The 14,699-nt window shown below is 46.5% G+C and carries 25 protein-coding genes; 13 read left to right on the top strand and 12 right to left on the bottom strand.

Annotated features, from left to right (window positions below; all coding sequences use genetic code 11):
* Positions 1-716: 716 nt before the first annotated feature.
* On the top strand, positions 717-1,103 hold the full coding sequence (locus HMPREF9446_RS01940; protein WP_004319910.1) for a single-stranded DNA-binding protein: 387 nt from the start codon (positions 717-719) through the stop codon (positions 1,101-1,103).
* Between the two features lie 355 nt (positions 1,104-1,458).
* On the opposite strand, the gene HMPREF9446_RS01935 is transcribed toward HMPREF9446_RS01940, so the two are convergent.
* Positions 1,459-1,773 carry a hypothetical protein gene (locus tag HMPREF9446_RS01935; RefSeq protein WP_224204806.1) on the bottom strand — a complete coding sequence of 105 codons (315 nt, stop codon included), beginning with the start codon at positions 1,771-1,773 and terminating at the stop codon, positions 1,459-1,461.
* Between the two features lie 882 nt (positions 1,774-2,655).
* On the opposite strand from HMPREF9446_RS01935, the gene HMPREF9446_RS01930 reads away from it, so the two are divergent.
* From HMPREF9446_RS01930 to HMPREF9446_RS01905, 6 genes are all read left to right on the top strand, one after another.
* Positions 2,656-3,210 carry a hypothetical protein gene (locus tag HMPREF9446_RS01930; protein ID WP_005816324.1) on the top strand — a complete coding sequence of 185 codons (555 nt, stop codon included), beginning with the start codon at positions 2,656-2,658 and terminating at the stop codon, positions 3,208-3,210.
* The gene (locus tag HMPREF9446_RS01925; RefSeq protein WP_007837480.1) at positions 3,198-3,449 is read left to right on the top strand and encodes a hypothetical protein; all 252 of its coding nucleotides are present in this window, start codon (positions 3,198-3,200) and stop codon (positions 3,447-3,449) included. The genes HMPREF9446_RS01930 and HMPREF9446_RS01925 overlap by 13 nt, the downstream gene beginning before the upstream one ends.
* A 47-nt stretch (positions 3,450-3,496) precedes the next feature.
* A complete protein-coding gene (locus HMPREF9446_RS01920) occupies positions 3,497-3,853 on the top strand; it encodes a helix-turn-helix domain-containing protein (protein WP_007837478.1) in 357 nt (118 codons plus the stop codon).
* A 53-nt stretch (positions 3,854-3,906) separates the two neighbouring features.
* Complete coding sequence (locus HMPREF9446_RS01915) at positions 3,907-4,332, top strand: single-stranded DNA-binding protein (protein WP_005816321.1); 426 nt, start codon at positions 3,907-3,909, stop codon at positions 4,330-4,332.
* 119 nt (positions 4,333-4,451) lie between these two features.
* Positions 4,452-5,207, top strand: coding sequence for a ParA family protein (locus HMPREF9446_RS01910; RefSeq protein WP_005816319.1), 756 nt, complete (start codon positions 4,452-4,454; stop codon positions 5,205-5,207).
* A gap of 7 nt (positions 5,208-5,214) precedes the next feature.
* Positions 5,215-5,493 carry a plasmid partition protein ParG gene (locus HMPREF9446_RS01905; protein ID WP_005816317.1) on the top strand — a complete coding sequence of 93 codons (279 nt, stop codon included), beginning with the start codon at positions 5,215-5,217 and terminating at the stop codon, positions 5,491-5,493.
* Between the two features lie 306 nt (positions 5,494-5,799).
* Here the strand turns inward: HMPREF9446_RS01905 and HMPREF9446_RS18035 are convergent, their stop codons facing one another.
* On the bottom strand, positions 5,800-6,051 hold the full coding sequence (locus HMPREF9446_RS18035) for a hypothetical protein (RefSeq protein ID WP_225494525.1): 252 nt from the start codon (positions 6,049-6,051) through the stop codon (positions 5,800-5,802).
* On the opposite strand from HMPREF9446_RS18035, the gene HMPREF9446_RS01900 reads away from it, so the two are divergent.
* Both HMPREF9446_RS01900 and HMPREF9446_RS01895 read left to right on the top strand, forming a co-directional pair.
* Positions 6,045-6,611: a hypothetical protein gene (locus tag HMPREF9446_RS01900; RefSeq protein WP_005816315.1), complete on the top strand. Its 567-nt coding sequence runs from the start codon at positions 6,045-6,047 to the stop codon at positions 6,609-6,611. The genes HMPREF9446_RS18035 and HMPREF9446_RS01900 overlap by 7 nt on opposite strands.
* Positions 6,612-6,614: 3 nt before the next feature.
* On the top strand, positions 6,615-7,106 hold the full coding sequence (locus HMPREF9446_RS01895; protein ID WP_005816313.1) for an SLOG family protein: 492 nt from the start codon (positions 6,615-6,617) through the stop codon (positions 7,104-7,106).
* Between the two features lie 300 nt (positions 7,107-7,406).
* Here HMPREF9446_RS01895 and HMPREF9446_RS01890 read toward each other — a convergent pair whose 3' ends face one another.
* From HMPREF9446_RS01890 to HMPREF9446_RS01845, 10 genes are all read right to left on the bottom strand, one after another.
* Entirely contained in the window at positions 7,407-7,586 is a 180-nt protein-coding gene (locus HMPREF9446_RS01890) for a transcriptional regulator (RefSeq protein ID WP_005816310.1), read from the bottom strand.
* Between the two features lie 24 nt (positions 7,587-7,610).
* The gene (locus HMPREF9446_RS01885; protein ID WP_005816304.1) at positions 7,611-7,847 is read right to left on the bottom strand and encodes a hypothetical protein; all 237 of its coding nucleotides are present in this window, start codon (positions 7,845-7,847) and stop codon (positions 7,611-7,613) included.
* A 9-nt stretch (positions 7,848-7,856) separates the two neighbouring features.
* On the bottom strand, positions 7,857-8,063 hold the full coding sequence (locus tag HMPREF9446_RS01880; RefSeq protein ID WP_005816302.1) for a hypothetical protein: 207 nt from the start codon (positions 8,061-8,063) through the stop codon (positions 7,857-7,859).
* Positions 8,060-8,497 (bottom strand): DUF4186 domain-containing protein, encoded by a 438-nt coding sequence (locus HMPREF9446_RS01875; protein ID WP_005816300.1) that lies wholly within the window; start codon positions 8,495-8,497, stop codon positions 8,060-8,062. The genes HMPREF9446_RS01880 and HMPREF9446_RS01875 overlap by 4 nt, the downstream gene beginning before the upstream one ends.
* A gap of 183 nt (positions 8,498-8,680) precedes the next feature.
* A complete protein-coding gene (locus HMPREF9446_RS01870) occupies positions 8,681-8,926 on the bottom strand; it encodes a hypothetical protein (protein ID WP_005816298.1) in 246 nt (81 codons plus the stop codon).
* 14 nt (positions 8,927-8,940) lie between these two features.
* Entirely contained in the window at positions 8,941-9,516 is a 576-nt protein-coding gene (locus HMPREF9446_RS01865; protein WP_007837469.1) for a DUF6155 family protein, read from the bottom strand.
* A gap of 10 nt (positions 9,517-9,526) precedes the next feature.
* Positions 9,527-9,826: a thioredoxin gene (gene trxA, locus HMPREF9446_RS01860; protein WP_005816294.1), complete on the bottom strand. Its 300-nt coding sequence runs from the start codon at positions 9,824-9,826 to the stop codon at positions 9,527-9,529.
* Positions 9,827-10,020: 194 nt separating this feature from the next.
* The gene (locus HMPREF9446_RS01855) at positions 10,021-10,557 is read right to left on the bottom strand and encodes a hypothetical protein (protein WP_005816292.1); all 537 of its coding nucleotides are present in this window, start codon (positions 10,555-10,557) and stop codon (positions 10,021-10,023) included.
* Positions 10,558-10,560: 3 nt separating this feature from the next.
* Positions 10,561-11,244 carry a DUF3800 domain-containing protein gene (locus tag HMPREF9446_RS01850; protein WP_005816290.1) on the bottom strand — a complete coding sequence of 228 codons (684 nt, stop codon included), beginning with the start codon at positions 11,242-11,244 and terminating at the stop codon, positions 10,561-10,563.
* Positions 11,245-11,260: 16 nt separating this feature from the next.
* Positions 11,261-11,884, bottom strand: coding sequence for a recombinase family protein (locus HMPREF9446_RS01845; protein ID WP_005816288.1), 624 nt, complete (start codon positions 11,882-11,884; stop codon positions 11,261-11,263).
* A 254-nt stretch (positions 11,885-12,138) separates the two neighbouring features.
* Here HMPREF9446_RS01845 and HMPREF9446_RS01840 point away from each other — a divergent pair, with 254 nt between their 5' ends.
* The 4 genes from HMPREF9446_RS01840 to HMPREF9446_RS01825 are packed head-to-tail and all read left to right on the top strand — an operon-like array spanning position 12,139 to position 14,698.
* Positions 12,139-13,251: a hypothetical protein gene (locus HMPREF9446_RS01840; RefSeq protein WP_005816286.1), complete on the top strand. Its 1,113-nt coding sequence runs from the start codon at positions 12,139-12,141 to the stop codon at positions 13,249-13,251.
* Positions 13,252-13,275: 24 nt separating this feature from the next.
* On the top strand, positions 13,276-13,722 hold the full coding sequence (locus tag HMPREF9446_RS01835; RefSeq protein ID WP_004319947.1) for a hypothetical protein: 447 nt from the start codon (positions 13,276-13,278) through the stop codon (positions 13,720-13,722).
* Positions 13,723-13,776: 54 nt separating this feature from the next.
* Entirely contained in the window at positions 13,777-14,214 is a 438-nt protein-coding gene (locus HMPREF9446_RS01830) for a hypothetical protein (protein WP_224204808.1), read from the top strand.
* On the top strand, positions 14,204-14,698 hold the full coding sequence (locus HMPREF9446_RS01825; protein WP_005816282.1) for a hypothetical protein: 495 nt from the start codon (positions 14,204-14,206) through the stop codon (positions 14,696-14,698). Before HMPREF9446_RS01830 ends, HMPREF9446_RS01825 begins: the two co-directional genes overlap by 11 nt.
* Position 14,699 lies beyond the last annotated feature (1 nt).

Raw genomic sequence — 14,699 nt, 5'->3', positions numbered from 1 at the left:
GTGATGTCCCAACCCCTATCCCCGCCATTACAGAGGGGCATTCGCTTTCTCCATCGTCATTTACCTACAAGCCGTTCGGTTGCTCTTGCGATTGACTTACCTGTTCCCATAATGAGATGAGGAGACCTATAGGCTTACCATGTTCCGTACGGATAACTTCGACTGATTTAGGACCCGCCTATCCACCGGTGGAGCGACATCCGTGTGGCTATTAGATAAACATAGCCAACCTATCCACTTGCCGTTTTGGCATGGCTCATAAACATCCGTGAGCCAATTCTTTGTCACGATGGTTGGTAACGGCGGTTACTTTACGTTGTCCTTGTCAGTCAGCCTAACAGCTGCGTCTTGTGATGTTCAAGACCTCGCCATATTGTCCCGAAGGCTTCGCACCCAGTCGTTGCCAACTACGCACGCTTCGGTAGGCTACTCTTAACGGAATAAGAGGTTCATTAGTTTCAAAGAACAATTATCTGTACGACTTCATGTCGCAATTACCATGCAAAGGTAGCGTGATGCTGCGAAGGACTTCCTCCTTCTTGTGTGGCCGCTATCGCTGTGACCAATAAAATAGTGCGTAATCTTCCTTTTTCTCCCTTACCGCCAACGACAAAAAGAGTATTGCGAACGATTTTCATGGTGCTTCCCACATGGTGCCACATCCCTGCTTTTGAATGCATGTAAAAATTAAGTTTCACTTTTAAATTCAATTCAAAATGAAAAAGATCGAGAACAACTTCACAGTTTCAGGTTTCGTAGGTAAGGATGCAGAAATCCGTCAGTTCGCAAACGCCAGCGTAGCACGCTTCTCATTGGCAGTAGGCCGTCAGGAGAAGAACGGCGAGGAAACCAACCGCGTATCGGCTTTCATGAATATGGAGGCATGGCGCAAGAACGAGCACACCGAATCATTCGACAAGCTCACCAAGGGCACGTTGCTCACCGTCGAGGGTTTCTTCAAGCCAGAGGAGTGGACAGACAAGGATGGCGTGAAGCACTCCAGAATCATCATGGTTGCAACCAAGTTCTACGAGTGTCCCGACAAGGAGGAGACTCCTGCGGAAGAGCCGGCCAAGCCAGCAACCAAGAAAGGCAAGAAATAGCCTTTCCTCTCCATAACAAGGCGACCTTCGGGTCGCTTTTGTTTTGCTCAGGGACATCAATCTGCTGTTATAGCGTGTGATAATCTTCTCTAATAACAACCATGTGCATTTATTAACCATAACGGCAACGCCGTCTTCCTTTATTCTAACCACTTCGTCCCTCACCATTTGCGAAACGTCACCAAGATGGTTGGCATACAGATATTCCCGGCTGATGGCGACAAAGTCGCTATTAGCCAAGAAAGACAGTATGCCAAGGTCTGAACGCGAGAGGACTGCCATCTATGCCACAAGATGCCGAAGCCGAGGCTTCTGATAATTGTGTCCTTTACTGGCTATCCACTCGCCTTGATATTCAGACCGTCAATCTTGCGACAGCTTCACTACCCACCCACACCTGCTTTACTATTCTTCTTCTCTTTGACTGCAAAATATTTTCTGTTATAAGCGGTGGTTTCGTCCAAGTGCGTTGTATCGCTTCGCCCCACACCTTCAGAACGGCATTACTGTACGGACACCGCACGAATCCCATGTGACAGGCAGCCAACAATGTCACTATCAGAAACTGACACTTCTGATAACTGCCTTTATTGCTGTCTGGCTGTCCCATTATCGGGCTTCGGCAATGTCCGTGTAATGCCATTCTGCCCACCCATACCACCTTTACCACTAATCAACTGTTTTACAATTTCTCTTCTGCTATACAAGAGGCAGTTCTTGTCCACTCAGGCATATTGAATGTGGCAGACATGTCTGCTACGTCCAATCTGCCTCAGTGTCCTGCGGCAAGGACAAGGCACATTTGTCATGCTGACAGGAGTGCCCGATTTGTCCGTTGCGCAACTGTCTCTTCTTGCCTGATATACGTTACTATCTACTTCTAAATTATACTGCTTTGCCCCACGCCTTTGCGAAGCGTTACATGGTCTGTCGTCATACAGACATCCTTGGCTGATGGCAACACGTTGCTATTAGCCAAAGCTGACAGTATGCCGAAGTACCGACGCGAGAGAATTGTCTGTCCGTGCTACAAGCTATCAAGGCTGAAGCTTTGATGACTTGCATCCCGGTCAGCCAACACACTCGCTTTATGTCGGTACAGCAGACCTGCAAACACTTCACTGCCCACCCTTACTGTTTCAATCTTTCTTCTTACCTCTTTATATATAACACATCATTCCTCTTGCAGCCAATATCAATAATCTTCTTCCAATCAGCGCAGTGGTAGGCATATTTCCTGCAAAGTTAGCCGCGTCTGAGACAATCGTCAAATTCTGCTTGAGGTCTTGTGACTGTGAACAATCTTCCTTTTCCTCGGAAAAGAGTATTCTTCACACATAATTTGTCTTTATGTCTTTTCTTGCGGCTTGTGGGAGCAGAAAATATCCCTCCACAGGCTGAAAGGTCTCGAAAGGAGGGAAGAGAAAGAAACGGTTAAGCGAACGCAGAGGGAATTTATTCACTATGCTGAGCGTAAGTTTCTTCAACGTAGTTAAACAAGTCCAGCGACATGGGCGACAAACTTATTTGTATCACTAAAAATAGAAAGGCAATGAAGATTATCATCCTGCATGATGCTGACGCACGCATCGAGTATCTTGACGTAGCCGACCACCTTCTCGGCTCAGACATCGAGGAGTTCCTCACCAGACAGGGCTTCTCAGTGAACAACATCACATGGCTTGTCACATCGGCAGACCATATCCCAGTGGTTTACCACAAGTATGACATCGACTGCAAGACCGGCGAGGCAACCCACACCAAACGAGAGGCAGAACTGCAAGACCTCACTATCCACGGACAACTCCAGGCATTGCAGCACCGGGAGCAGGACGAGCTGAAAGCGGCTCTTCGCAAGTACGGCACGGAGGTGGACGGAGGCTTTGAGGTGCATTTCGAGGGAGAGCAGCCCATCGTGGCAGGTTATCTCTTTGACGAGCCTCGTGACATCGTCATAGACGCAGCACGTTTGGATGCCGACGGAAACTTGTCGCTTCTTGGAGAGGACAAGGAAGTGAGGGATGGACAATACGACATAGAGCCAAGCGACATATTTGGCGGTCAGTTGGACTATGTCACGTCGAGTATAGGTGCATGGATGAAGTAGGAGCATGTATGACCCAGTGCATCGTATATGACGAGACGACCAAGGAGAGCGAGACCTTTTGCTCATTGACCGCAGCCAAGAAGTGGATGCGAGAGCGCATCAAACAGAAGCATGAGGTAAGCGGACAGAAGTACAGAGTCTATTCCGACGGAGAGTTTGTTAATTGCGGCTCTATCAGTCTCACAGGCAGCAACAAGTCTTTTGTCGCCAATACAAGGCAGACGAAGAAAGGATATTAATAACAAGGTAACGGCAAGCCTAACCAACTTGCCACACATATATTGATATGGAAAAGCAAATATTGAGTTTTAATGACTTGCCATCAGCATTGTCATTAGTAATAAACAAGCTGGAGATTTTAGAAGAAAAGTTTTCCACACTAATGACTCAAATTCAGCCCGATAAGGGATTGGAATGGCTTAGTGTTTCCGAATTGAGTGAGTATCTCCCTACCCATCCAGTTGAACACACAATCTATTGTTGGACAAGCAATAAACAAATACCATTCCATAAGAAGGGGAAACGTATCATGTTCCTCAAATCTGAAATTGATGAGTGGATGCAAGATAACAAGAGTAGGTCACGAGCAGAAATTATGAATGAAGCAATAGCTTATGTTCAATCAACAAGAAAAGTCATTTAAATAACAAGGTAACGGCAAGTCTAACCAACTTGCCACTATAACATTTTCACATTATGATTTACACTCACACTATCGGACGCATCGGAGCAAAGGATTGCCGCGTCATCACAGGTACACACGGAACATTCATGGCTGTTGACATCGCAGTGGACGACTACAGTAAGGGCAAGCAAATCACCACTTGGGTAAGGGTGAAGAGCAGCAAGGAGAACCATATCCGTTTGGCTGAATACCTCACCAAGGGTCGTATGGTGCTTGTGGAAGGCACACTGACTTCTTCCATTTGGACAGACCGCAACGGAGAGAACCACATACAGCATAGCATCATAGCTGACTCCATCGCCTTTGTCAATGCAGGGAAGAAGGATGCAACCGACACACCTGCAACAAAGGCACGCAAGGCAGCCAAGGCAGAGGGCGAGGCTCCCGTACCGCCAGCCGATGCACCGCAGGACAAGAGCGAAGACCTTCCCTTCTGAGGGTAGTATCAACTGAGAGTAGTACGTACTAATCGTAGTAAATCCGCTTTTACTATGGTTAGTATGTACTATCAGTAGTAGAATAGTAAAGTAGTATTCACTAATAGTAGTATCATGTTATGACACAGATAATTGCAGTATTAAATCACAAGGGTGGTGTAGGGAAAAGTACGACCGCAGTAAGCCTTGCGGCAGCTCTGCAACTGAGTAAGAAGAACGTCTTGGCTATTGACATGGATGGACAAGCCAACCTCACGGAAGCCTTGGGATTGTCCATCGAGGAAGAACAGACAGTCTATGGCGCAATGTGTGGACAGTACACCTTGCCGTTGGTCAAGTTGCACAACGGCATCACCGTCTCACCCTCATGCCTTGACCTGTCTGCGGCTGAGTTAGAGCTTATCAGCGAGCCGGGACGGGAGCTTATCTTGAAGGGACTTATCACCAAAGCCATCGCCAAAGAGCATTTCGACTACATCATCATCGACTGTCCACCGTCATTGGGCTTGCTGACCTTGAATGCCCTCACCGCAGCCGACTACATCATCATCCCTGTTCAAGCGCAATACCTTGCCATGAGAGGTATGGCAAAGTTGATGGACATCATCCGCATCGTTCAGGAGCGGCTCAACTCCAACCTTAAAGTGGGCGGCATCGTCATCACCCAGTTCGATCGCCGCAAGACGTTGAACCGAAGCGTGAGGGAAATCGTCAATGACAGTTTTCACGAGAAGGTTTTCAAGACCGTCATCCGTGATAATGTGGCTTTGGCAGAAGCACCCATCAACGGCAAGACTATCTTTGAGTATAATCCCAAATCCAATGGTGCCAGTGATTATATGTCTTTGGCAAAAGAAGTGTTAAACTTAAAATAGCATAGCCATGAGCAAGAGCAGTATGTTGAAAGAGGGAATGAAAGGCGGTCTCAACGGACTCCTTTCTTCCACAAAGAAGCCGAGTAAGGAGCAGATAGTCACAGAAACTACACCAGCACCACCTGTGTCTGTTTCTGAGACTACCGAAGTGCCGGTGCATTGCAATTTCCTTATCAACAAGAGCATCCACACGAGGATGAAGTACCTCGCCATCAAGAAAGGGATGTCCTTGCGTGATATTGTCAATGAGGCAATGACAGAATACCTAAAGCGGCATGACACATGAGTGCCGCGCGGTATCATCGCCGAACAGACGATGATACCGCTATCTCTTCTATAAACAGACTTTACTATCCGTAGTATGGTAGTAAAAACTATTCGACTATTATACTATTCGTAGTCGATACTACTTTTAGAAAATACTATCCAACTCATTTTTAGGGCAATAGTTTTCTCTGCTTGTAGGACTGTCTCCATGCTGATAAAAGGCAATGTCGTTCCCTATTACAAGATTTTCTCTTTTTCCCTCATATCAACTATCGTCCTTCCCCATATACAGCTTCGCCCCACGCCATCCCGCCCGTTTCCTCTTTTACATAACAGATTTCTTTTCGCCTGCCTTGCCGCTGCGGATATTGTTTTGCAAAGGTAATGCTGGCGATTGTTCAAACACCAAATCGTCCATTGCATTTGACCGAAAAATCTTCCTCTGCGTGCAGAGCGTATTTTTCGCTCCCGATTTGGCTTTTTGATCGCCATCACTCTTGGAAAGCAAAAAATATCCCTTGGGCAGGCAGGAAAAGCCTCCGAAATAAGGGAAGAAAAAACATAAGAGCAATGGCACACAAGAATGACTATCAAATCCAAAAGCAGTTAGACAAGCCTCAGACTTGGTTCTGCAAATACTATCCCGCACGCATCCGCAATGTGGGTGAGAAGGAGATTGCCGACAGACAATTAGTGTTTGACTTCAAGGACGGAAGAGCCTACGAGGAAGTGGCGCAGCGCACCGCAGAGAATATGCTGACACTCTACGGCAAGGGTTGCGTGAACATCGTCTTCGCCCCCGTTCCAGCATCCACAAGCGAGAGCAACGAACTCCGCTACAAGGCTTTCTGCCACAGGGTGTGTGAATTGACAGGAGCGGAAAACGGCTACGAGCACGTGAGGGTATGCGGAGAGCGTAAGACCATCCACGATAACCGCAAGAACGAGGATGAAGTCCGCAAGGCGAATGTCGTTGAGTTTGATGAGCCGTTCTTCGACAACAAAATGGTGTTGGTCTTTGACGATGTGATAACCAAGGGTCTCAGCTATGCCAAGTATGCCAACCAACTCGAAAGGCTCGGGGCATGTGTTATTGGCGGTATGTTCCTCGCACGCACACATTATAAAGTAAGGTAAAGTATGACAAAGTACGACAAGGCAGTGTCCGTATGCTTCAGCGGACACCGCAGCGTACCTTTCGCCAAGCGGAGGGAGTTGAAGCAATGTCTCAAATCGGAGATAGCCAAGGCGTATGCCGACGGCTACCGGTATTTCTATTGTGGCATGGCAATGGGATTTGACCTGCTGGCGGCAGAAGCCGCCCTTTCGTTGCAATGCGAGTTGAAGGACTTGCAGGTGATAGCCGTTGTGCCGTTCCGTGGTCAGTCTGACCGGTGGAGCAAGGAAGAGCAAGCCAAGTATGATGCCATCCTGCGCATCGTGGATGACGTGGTCGTATTGAGCGAGCAATACTACAATGGCTGCCTTCTGAGGCGCAACGACTATATGGTCAACCGCAGTTCACGTCTCATAGCCTACTTCGATGGCAATCCCAAGGGCGGCACGTTCTACACCGTCAGAGAAGCCAAGAGGCAGGGATTGGACATAGTGAATCTTCATAATAGTGTATAACCCATAAAACAGAAAATGCTTATGGACGATATTGTTGCAATCATCGTTTGCTACTTCGTGTTCGGAGCTTTGGGCAATGTGCTCAGAGCTTTGTTCGGCGGAGAGAGACGAAACGACTTCCGCCGTGACCGCTAAGCGTCTTTAAACCAAGATACGCTGACAGCCATACGTCTGCACCTTACCCCAAAAAGATGCAGCGGATAATTGTGTCCGTAGGCAAGGATATTCAGATTCCTCACCTTAACATTTTGATAAAAATAAAGATACTGCTGCCTATATTTCAAGACAGCAGTATAAACCTTACTCTGCAGGTGCCCATTTGCAACGCACAGGAGAGACGATTGCACCCTCTGCTTTCAGCTGCTTCATGGCTGCATCTACCTCTTTGCGGTCGAGACCGCTGAGTTCTGCGATTTTACCTGCGTTGAGAGGCTGACCAGCCTCTTTCATTGTTGCCAATACTTTTTCTTTTGCGTCCATTGTTTTGATGATTTGATGTTTTGTTTATAATCTTGTTATTAACTCTTGTATTTTGTCTTCCCTTATAATCTTCGGTTGTGCCTTACCTGCCAGAACGAGAATTTTCTTCCCGTTTCTGTAGATGTGCAGCTGTCTGCTTCGTACCACTGCTGTCAAGGTCTCATCATCCTGCATGGCTTGCCATATAGGATAATACACACCTTCTGGTTCAAACAACTTCTTCTGAAGGTGTGAGCACATGTTGGTTGTATCTATTGTCATATCGTTACGTCATATCATTAACATGATTCTGCCAGCTTCTTTTGTGAACATTTCAGGGAAACGGCAGATTGTTGCATACACCTGCTTGCTTGTCACAGGCTGACCGTCCTTTCTCAGGTGCAGCCTATGACGATTGATGGCATCGGCAATCTGGTCGGTTGTCATGCCGCCATTTCGCTTTACCATCACATATACTATGGCTTCTTCTATCTTCATCCTTTATTCATCTGTTTTTCAATCCATGCCATCAATACGGCAACAGCATATTCCTGTTCTTCCTTGGTCAGTGCCCTGCCTGCTGAGATGTGATGCCACTTGAAGAAGCATCCCCGGCAACAACAGCCAGTGGCATGTTGAGCCAGGAAAACAGGATGCCCACGCATGGGAGTCTGCTTGCCGTCGTTCGGTATGACAGCCGGAGCAAGTCTTTTTGCCACAAAGTCCTCTGCGTGTTTTCGTATCGTCGGCAATCCCTTTTCCATTACATACTCCCTGTCTTGCTTGGACAGATGGAACCGGCTGCGAAAATCAGACTTTGCCAATCTCTCAAAGAGATTCGTCAGGTCATACTCTTTCTTATCACCAGGAACGCTTTCTTGCGGCTCTTCCTCTTGGAACAACGATGGATATATGTATTTCTGTGACATCATTATCTGTTGCTTCTGATTTCTAATGTTATATCCATATATGACCGCTTGCCGTCTATATAGTCTGCATAGAGTATTTCTTCGCTTCTGCCTTTCAGAATATGGCACTTACCGCACAGCTCACAGTTGTGCAGACATCTCCATTCATTCAGAACGTAATCCAAACGTTCCTCTCGTGTAGATGATTCAATAGAGGGTGTGCTCATAATCAGTGTCTCCCACAGCGTGGTCAATCAGTGCCTGAAACTCTTCTTCCGTATAGTCTTCTTCCCAACCATACGTTACGTCCTTTATGCCCAAAGTAAACCCTAATGCCTCAGAATAGGATATGCCAATTTCAGCTGCAAGGTCTCTTGCCGCTTGAAAAATCTGCTCTTCTTTGCTTAAGGGCAGTTGTTTCGCTTTCTTATGTTTTTTCTTTGGTTTCCCCATTTGAGTATATTCGTTTAATAATCAGCGTTGATGGGCATCTTGAAATTCCTGTATTTCTTTCGGAGTTCCTCATTTTGCGCCTTCATTTCCTCATACATATCATTCAGTGCGTCAGGAAATCCCCATCCACAAGGGCTTGCCCAACGAAGGCATTGCTTGATTCGGGAATCATACTTGTCCCAAAGGTCATAAAGCACGATGTGGCGCAATGTCTTGTCGAAATTACTCTCAACAGAATCATAGAATTGCTCCCACATGTCTCCATAGTCATAAGTGAACTGACAGGCATTCTCCATATAGAACACCATCAATTCTGCGACTGAATCTTCCGAAGGCTTCAGTTTCTTGAAGTCGGACAATGCCTTGCGGCACACTGAGAAGCGTGTCTTTGGCTCTCTGTTTCTGCTCGGATAGAACTCTTCCCGTATGATGTGCTTATACTCTTCCAGCTTCTGGCCCTCATTCGGCTCTGCATAGAAGTCAAGATATTCCTTTGCCTCTTTCCGTGCAGAATAAAGTTCCAATACCATTTTTATTATTTCACTCTTGTCCATGGACATGAGGACAGACTTTAATTTAGATTTTGACATTTCTGCTCTTTTATCTTAAAAACGGGTCAATCGTTGCCAGCAACTCTGATTTCTGCATCACACCGCTCGTCCTCCACAACACTTCGCCGCGTCTGAACAGCATCAATGTGGGCACAGACTGTATGCCATACTGACTTGCAGTCACCCCATACTTGTCCACATCTACCTTGATGATGCGGATTCTGTCACCCAACACTTCCTTCACCTGCTCAAGGATGGGGTGCATCATCTTGCATGGCTGGCACCAGGTGGCGAAGAAATCGACCAAGACAAGTTGGTCACTTGATATAACGTCTTTGAATGTTTCCATTACGATTTTCTGTAAAATTATGCTATTTTCTTTCCTGTTATCTTACAATACTGCCCTGCAAATGTTAAAATCGAGAAGAATTCAATGAAAAACCTTCGTTATTTCAAAGAATATTCGTACCTTTGCAGCGCTCATCTATAGATAGAAGGAGTTTCGAGACCCGGTTGCCTTTGATGCAATTCGGGTCTTGCGTTTTATAGTGGTGTCTGCAATCTCTTTTTCATCTTCTTTTCCAAAGCCTTTAGTCCATACTCTTTGTTAAGATGGTATGCTGTCAACAGATAGAATCCGTTGCTACGTTGTTGTTCCAAGACAATAACATACTTTTCCACTTTATCATAGATGTATGTTTTCTTGACCTTACGCTTTTTGCCGTCCCTCTCTTCTATGGTAAATACATCCAGATTGTCTGGTGTCAATTCTCTCACATGGTGATTTATCCAATGAAGCCTTTGTGAACGAGCCATCTCGAATACTCGCTTTGGATAAGTCGTACCGTCTTCGTTCTCAACCATGATTTCTTCACAGGTAAGATGCTTGAACAATCTTGCCATGTCAATCTCGCCATCTGTCTTTATAGGATAGATGCGCCACCCTCTGAATGAGAATTGACAGTTATCTTCTATATCACGCTTGAATATTGCATGAAGATCATGCTCTCTTTCTCGTTCACTGAGATATGCCAGTTCCAGCAGCTCAGGGTATTTCTTGATAATATTCAAACTGCTCATTGGCTATTTCAGTGCGATAAAAAACAAATTAAACTTCTTTCTAAATTTGGGAGTTGTGGTGTTGAGACTGATATTACTGTGTTTTTTTATCTTTTCAATCAGCTTCATTTTGGCTCTCACCCTTCCTTCAACTTCTCCCTTTTCATATCTAAGGTTGTAGTTGATGGCTCCCATTAGAACATCTGCCAATTGGATGAAGACACTTTCGTGTGAACGTATAAACTGAAACCTGCCAATGGAAGAGTTGTATTCCATTATTTTTCTGAGCCTCTCCAGCTTATCGCTACTGCATGTGTCCTTGATATCCATATATATGTTATATGTATAATCCATGTCCATCTTGTGATGCAGCAATTGGTAGTACATGCGAAAGTAGAAATCATTAAACGTATAGTCTTCTCGTTTCTCGTCAATCTGACTCTTGTCAACAACCACAGCCCTAAATTCCATGTCATTCATAAAGAACCAGTCTATAAGCTCTGCATAGACTTTATACGTGGCCTCGTGGACATTTGTCCATTTCAGCTCATCACTATAGCCGTGCTTCTTCTTAATATCTTTTATGGCATCTTTTGCCATGCGGATTTGTGTGTATGCTATACTTGTACATCCCAAAAGCATGTAGGGATGACCGTCATGCACCATGTGGGTGCTTTCATCACAGTAGATGTTGAATGTCTTATTCATTGTATCTGTTTTTTGTTTATTCTTTATTCCTTTTCTTCAGCGGTCCACTATGAGGTCCACGGTTCAGCGTCACACCATGCTTGTTGAGTATGCGGAACACGGAACTTCGGCTTGTGAAGCCGCTGATGGCAAAGATGTCATCTATGCTGTGCCCCTCGTTGTACATGTTCACGATATTCTTCTCACGCTCCAGTTTCGACAGTGCCCTTTCCGACTTCTTGGGCGGCCGGATATTCTGTTGCAGATGGATGATGTGTGCCGATGCCTTGCGCAGCACGGCACACTCCTCAGAGAGTGACCCGAACATACGGATGACCTGTGAGGGCTTGGTGTCGGGGAAAAGTTCGTCAAACGTATCGATGCGGTCTTGGATGGAGATGATGCGAACCACCTTCACACGGCAGTATTCTATGAATGTAGCCAGTTCACGGGTGCCACGCAGTGCGTTACTGAACCTCGACACCACCAGCTCGTCGCCGCGCTCCAGACTCGATATGAGCTGCTTCCACATCGGGCGCAGCCTCTCGTGTTCGGACAGTTCCTCTATCACCTGAACACAGCCGTATTGCTGCATCCAAGCCTTGTCTTCTGCATACTCTTCGCCATTGGTGGCGATAAAGATGTAACCTACTTTTGCCATACTGTTGTACGCTATTAAATGAAATCAAGTGCAAAGGTACACTATTTTTCCGAGAAACAATCATACTTGAACGAAAAATCATACTTAAACACGATAATTTGCCATTTTCTTTTCACTTGATTTCATTGAAAATCATACTCGCAAGTATGATACACAAATAAGATTAAACTTACTGTCATTCTTGCAAATATATCGCTGAAACGCATTAACTTTGCACCGTCAATTTCAAAATCAGACTCAAAATAATGACAACAATGAAATATGAAACCCAACTTTTCGGAGGACAAACCAACCTCCATTGCATGAAGCAAATATTGCATAATGCAAAATCAAACTCGCATGGCTGTATCAGACTTGCCATTTGTATTGCCACTGCGTTTGCCGTAGTCATGCTGACAGCATGTTCAGACGGAAACGGCACGAAGTCGTTCCATTCGAGCGATGAAGCCATCAGAGAGTATCATGGCTTTCTGACCACTCTTCGACAGAACGGCAAGGTCTCAATTCAGACATTAGTTAAGATTGTCAACGAATGGCGCGTGTTGGACGATTCCGTGACATCGTGCATCTCACGTGACACTGTCAGGAAAGCCCACTCATACCCGTTCACGGTATATCATGAGTTGAACGACTCCATCCACATCGAGCTGTGCCGTATGGCGATGTCTAAGCAACGCACCTTTCACGACCTGCTCTATCTCAGAGAACAGACCTCTTCCCATGTTGGTGATGAGGAACTACAGCAAGCCGTGAAGGAAGCACAGCCATTCTTCGCTTCCTTGGATAGCCTGCCTATATATAATAAAGGTGGTAAACAGGCGGTACTGAAGCGTTACCTGCTGTTCCTGCAAAAATCCGCCAAGCAAGGCATTCACGGCAAGGAAGACCTGCTCGCTTTCATCAAGGAAGAGCATTTGTATTTCAAATCCTTCCTGCAATACCTGCCGGATTTTGCTGACGATGACATCGGTGACATCAGACGAAACACCGAACACTGCTGTCGGGAGATACTCCGTGCCGCCGACCGCAAGGATTTGTCCCACAAGGATGCAATGATATACCTCTCCATGCGCACCAACCACCGTCTGCTGCGCAACGCACAAGCGGCTATCGAGGATCTGAATAGTGGCAGGGTAAAGGACGAGCACACCATGCACGCCTACCTCCTGATGATGATGCAGCCGTTCATGACGATGGATGACCTTTCCGTGAGCGTGCTCTCCGACAAGGACAAGGCAGACCTCTACAAAATAGCCGATGCGCTCCCCAAGGAGATGGACGGTCTGGCCAAGAAACTGCACCTCGACAAGCAACGCCTGTCGGATATGCCCATGCTCATGATGAAGATTTATGTCACAAGATTATAAACACCCCAAACAGAGAATACGATTATGTTAGAACAGTTTTGCGATGATTTCCTTGCCGTCGTGCCTTTGCAGTTGCCAGAACTGCTGGACAAGCGCAAGATGGAGAAGCCTGTCAAGTATGACGATTACGTGCTTCTTACTTTCCAGTTGAACACCCCTTTCACGATAGAGGAGGTGATGGATATGCTCGAAGACGAGATGGAAATGATAATCCTCTATCACCACATTCCAAGCCGTCATACGGAGTTCGGACACAGCTGCTGTGCCTATTCCAACCCTTCTTTCGGACGGATGTTCAAGGTCAACGGCTCCACAGATGAGCGTGGCATGGTCAGCCAGATAAAAGTGACCATCTATGACTCGCTGGAGCACATGTCGGCAGATGTATGCCTCGACCTCAGTCTGCATTGCAAGAACGGGTTCTTCAAATACATGAAGCCCAAGGAGGAAGTCCTGCTCGACTTCATTTGAAAGTTACATTTGCCAGATGACAGTCCTGTTCTACCGCAACAACGCTCCATTCTGTTGTCCACAACAAAGGCCAAAGTCATGCCACAAGCTCCCGACCATCTGATGAAGGAAACGCTTTACATGAAGATTATCCATCTTCTCGACCGTCACCGCACATGGCTGGAGATTGAGAGCATCGCCACTGTCCGCAACCACACGATAGTCAGGAACGGCAGAATGACCGACATCCTCAGCCGTGTGCTTGTGGTCAAGGCCATCCACCATCATTTCCCCTACACGAGAGGGCAAGTGTGGCAGATAGCCGAGTACGACTTGGAACAGGCTATCAAGAGCCTTCGGACAACCGACGGAGCTTTCCGTCAGAGAATAATCAAGGGAGAACTGACACTGGAGGATGTGGAGCGTATCATATCCACTGCCACACACGGTGTCGTCCAGCCCGACCTGAGTCCACTTCCATTATTCACATGCTATACATATTATGACAAGTAAGATACTGTTTCTCATCCTGATGTCAGCGTTCTTCTTTGTGACGATGATTCTGCACAGAAGCCGCAGACAGTTTATGACACGGTTCTATCTGCGCATGACCGCGCTTGTGACAGCAAGGAAGCTCTACCGGTTGATGCTGCTCATCCTGCTGTACGTGTTCCACTTCCTCTACCTCTGTGTACACTATAACGACATAGGCGTAGTGGCTTCCACCATAGCGTTTGCCATATTCTTTGTCTTTATGGATGTGGAGAGGTGGCTACAGCGTCTGCACGAGGAGCGGACACCCTTCTGCATCGCCGCGTTGGCGGCAGTGGTGTTTGTCTTCACTCCTCATCTGTTCACGCTTGCTGTCACCATCTCCTTTGTCCTTCTGGCATCACTGTTCTATCCCTCGCGCATAGTCATATCGCTGTGGAAGAACAAGGCTGACCGCAAGATGCTCCTCGAAGACACAGAAATGCTCATCATATACTACTATTAAG

Origin of the sequence: Bacteroides fluxus YIT 12057 (genome assembly GCF_000195635.1) — a bacterium.
GTDB lineage: Bacteria > Bacteroidota > Bacteroidia > Bacteroidales > Bacteroidaceae > Bacteroides > Bacteroides fluxus.
This window is presented reverse-complemented; position numbering and strand designations above follow the sequence as displayed.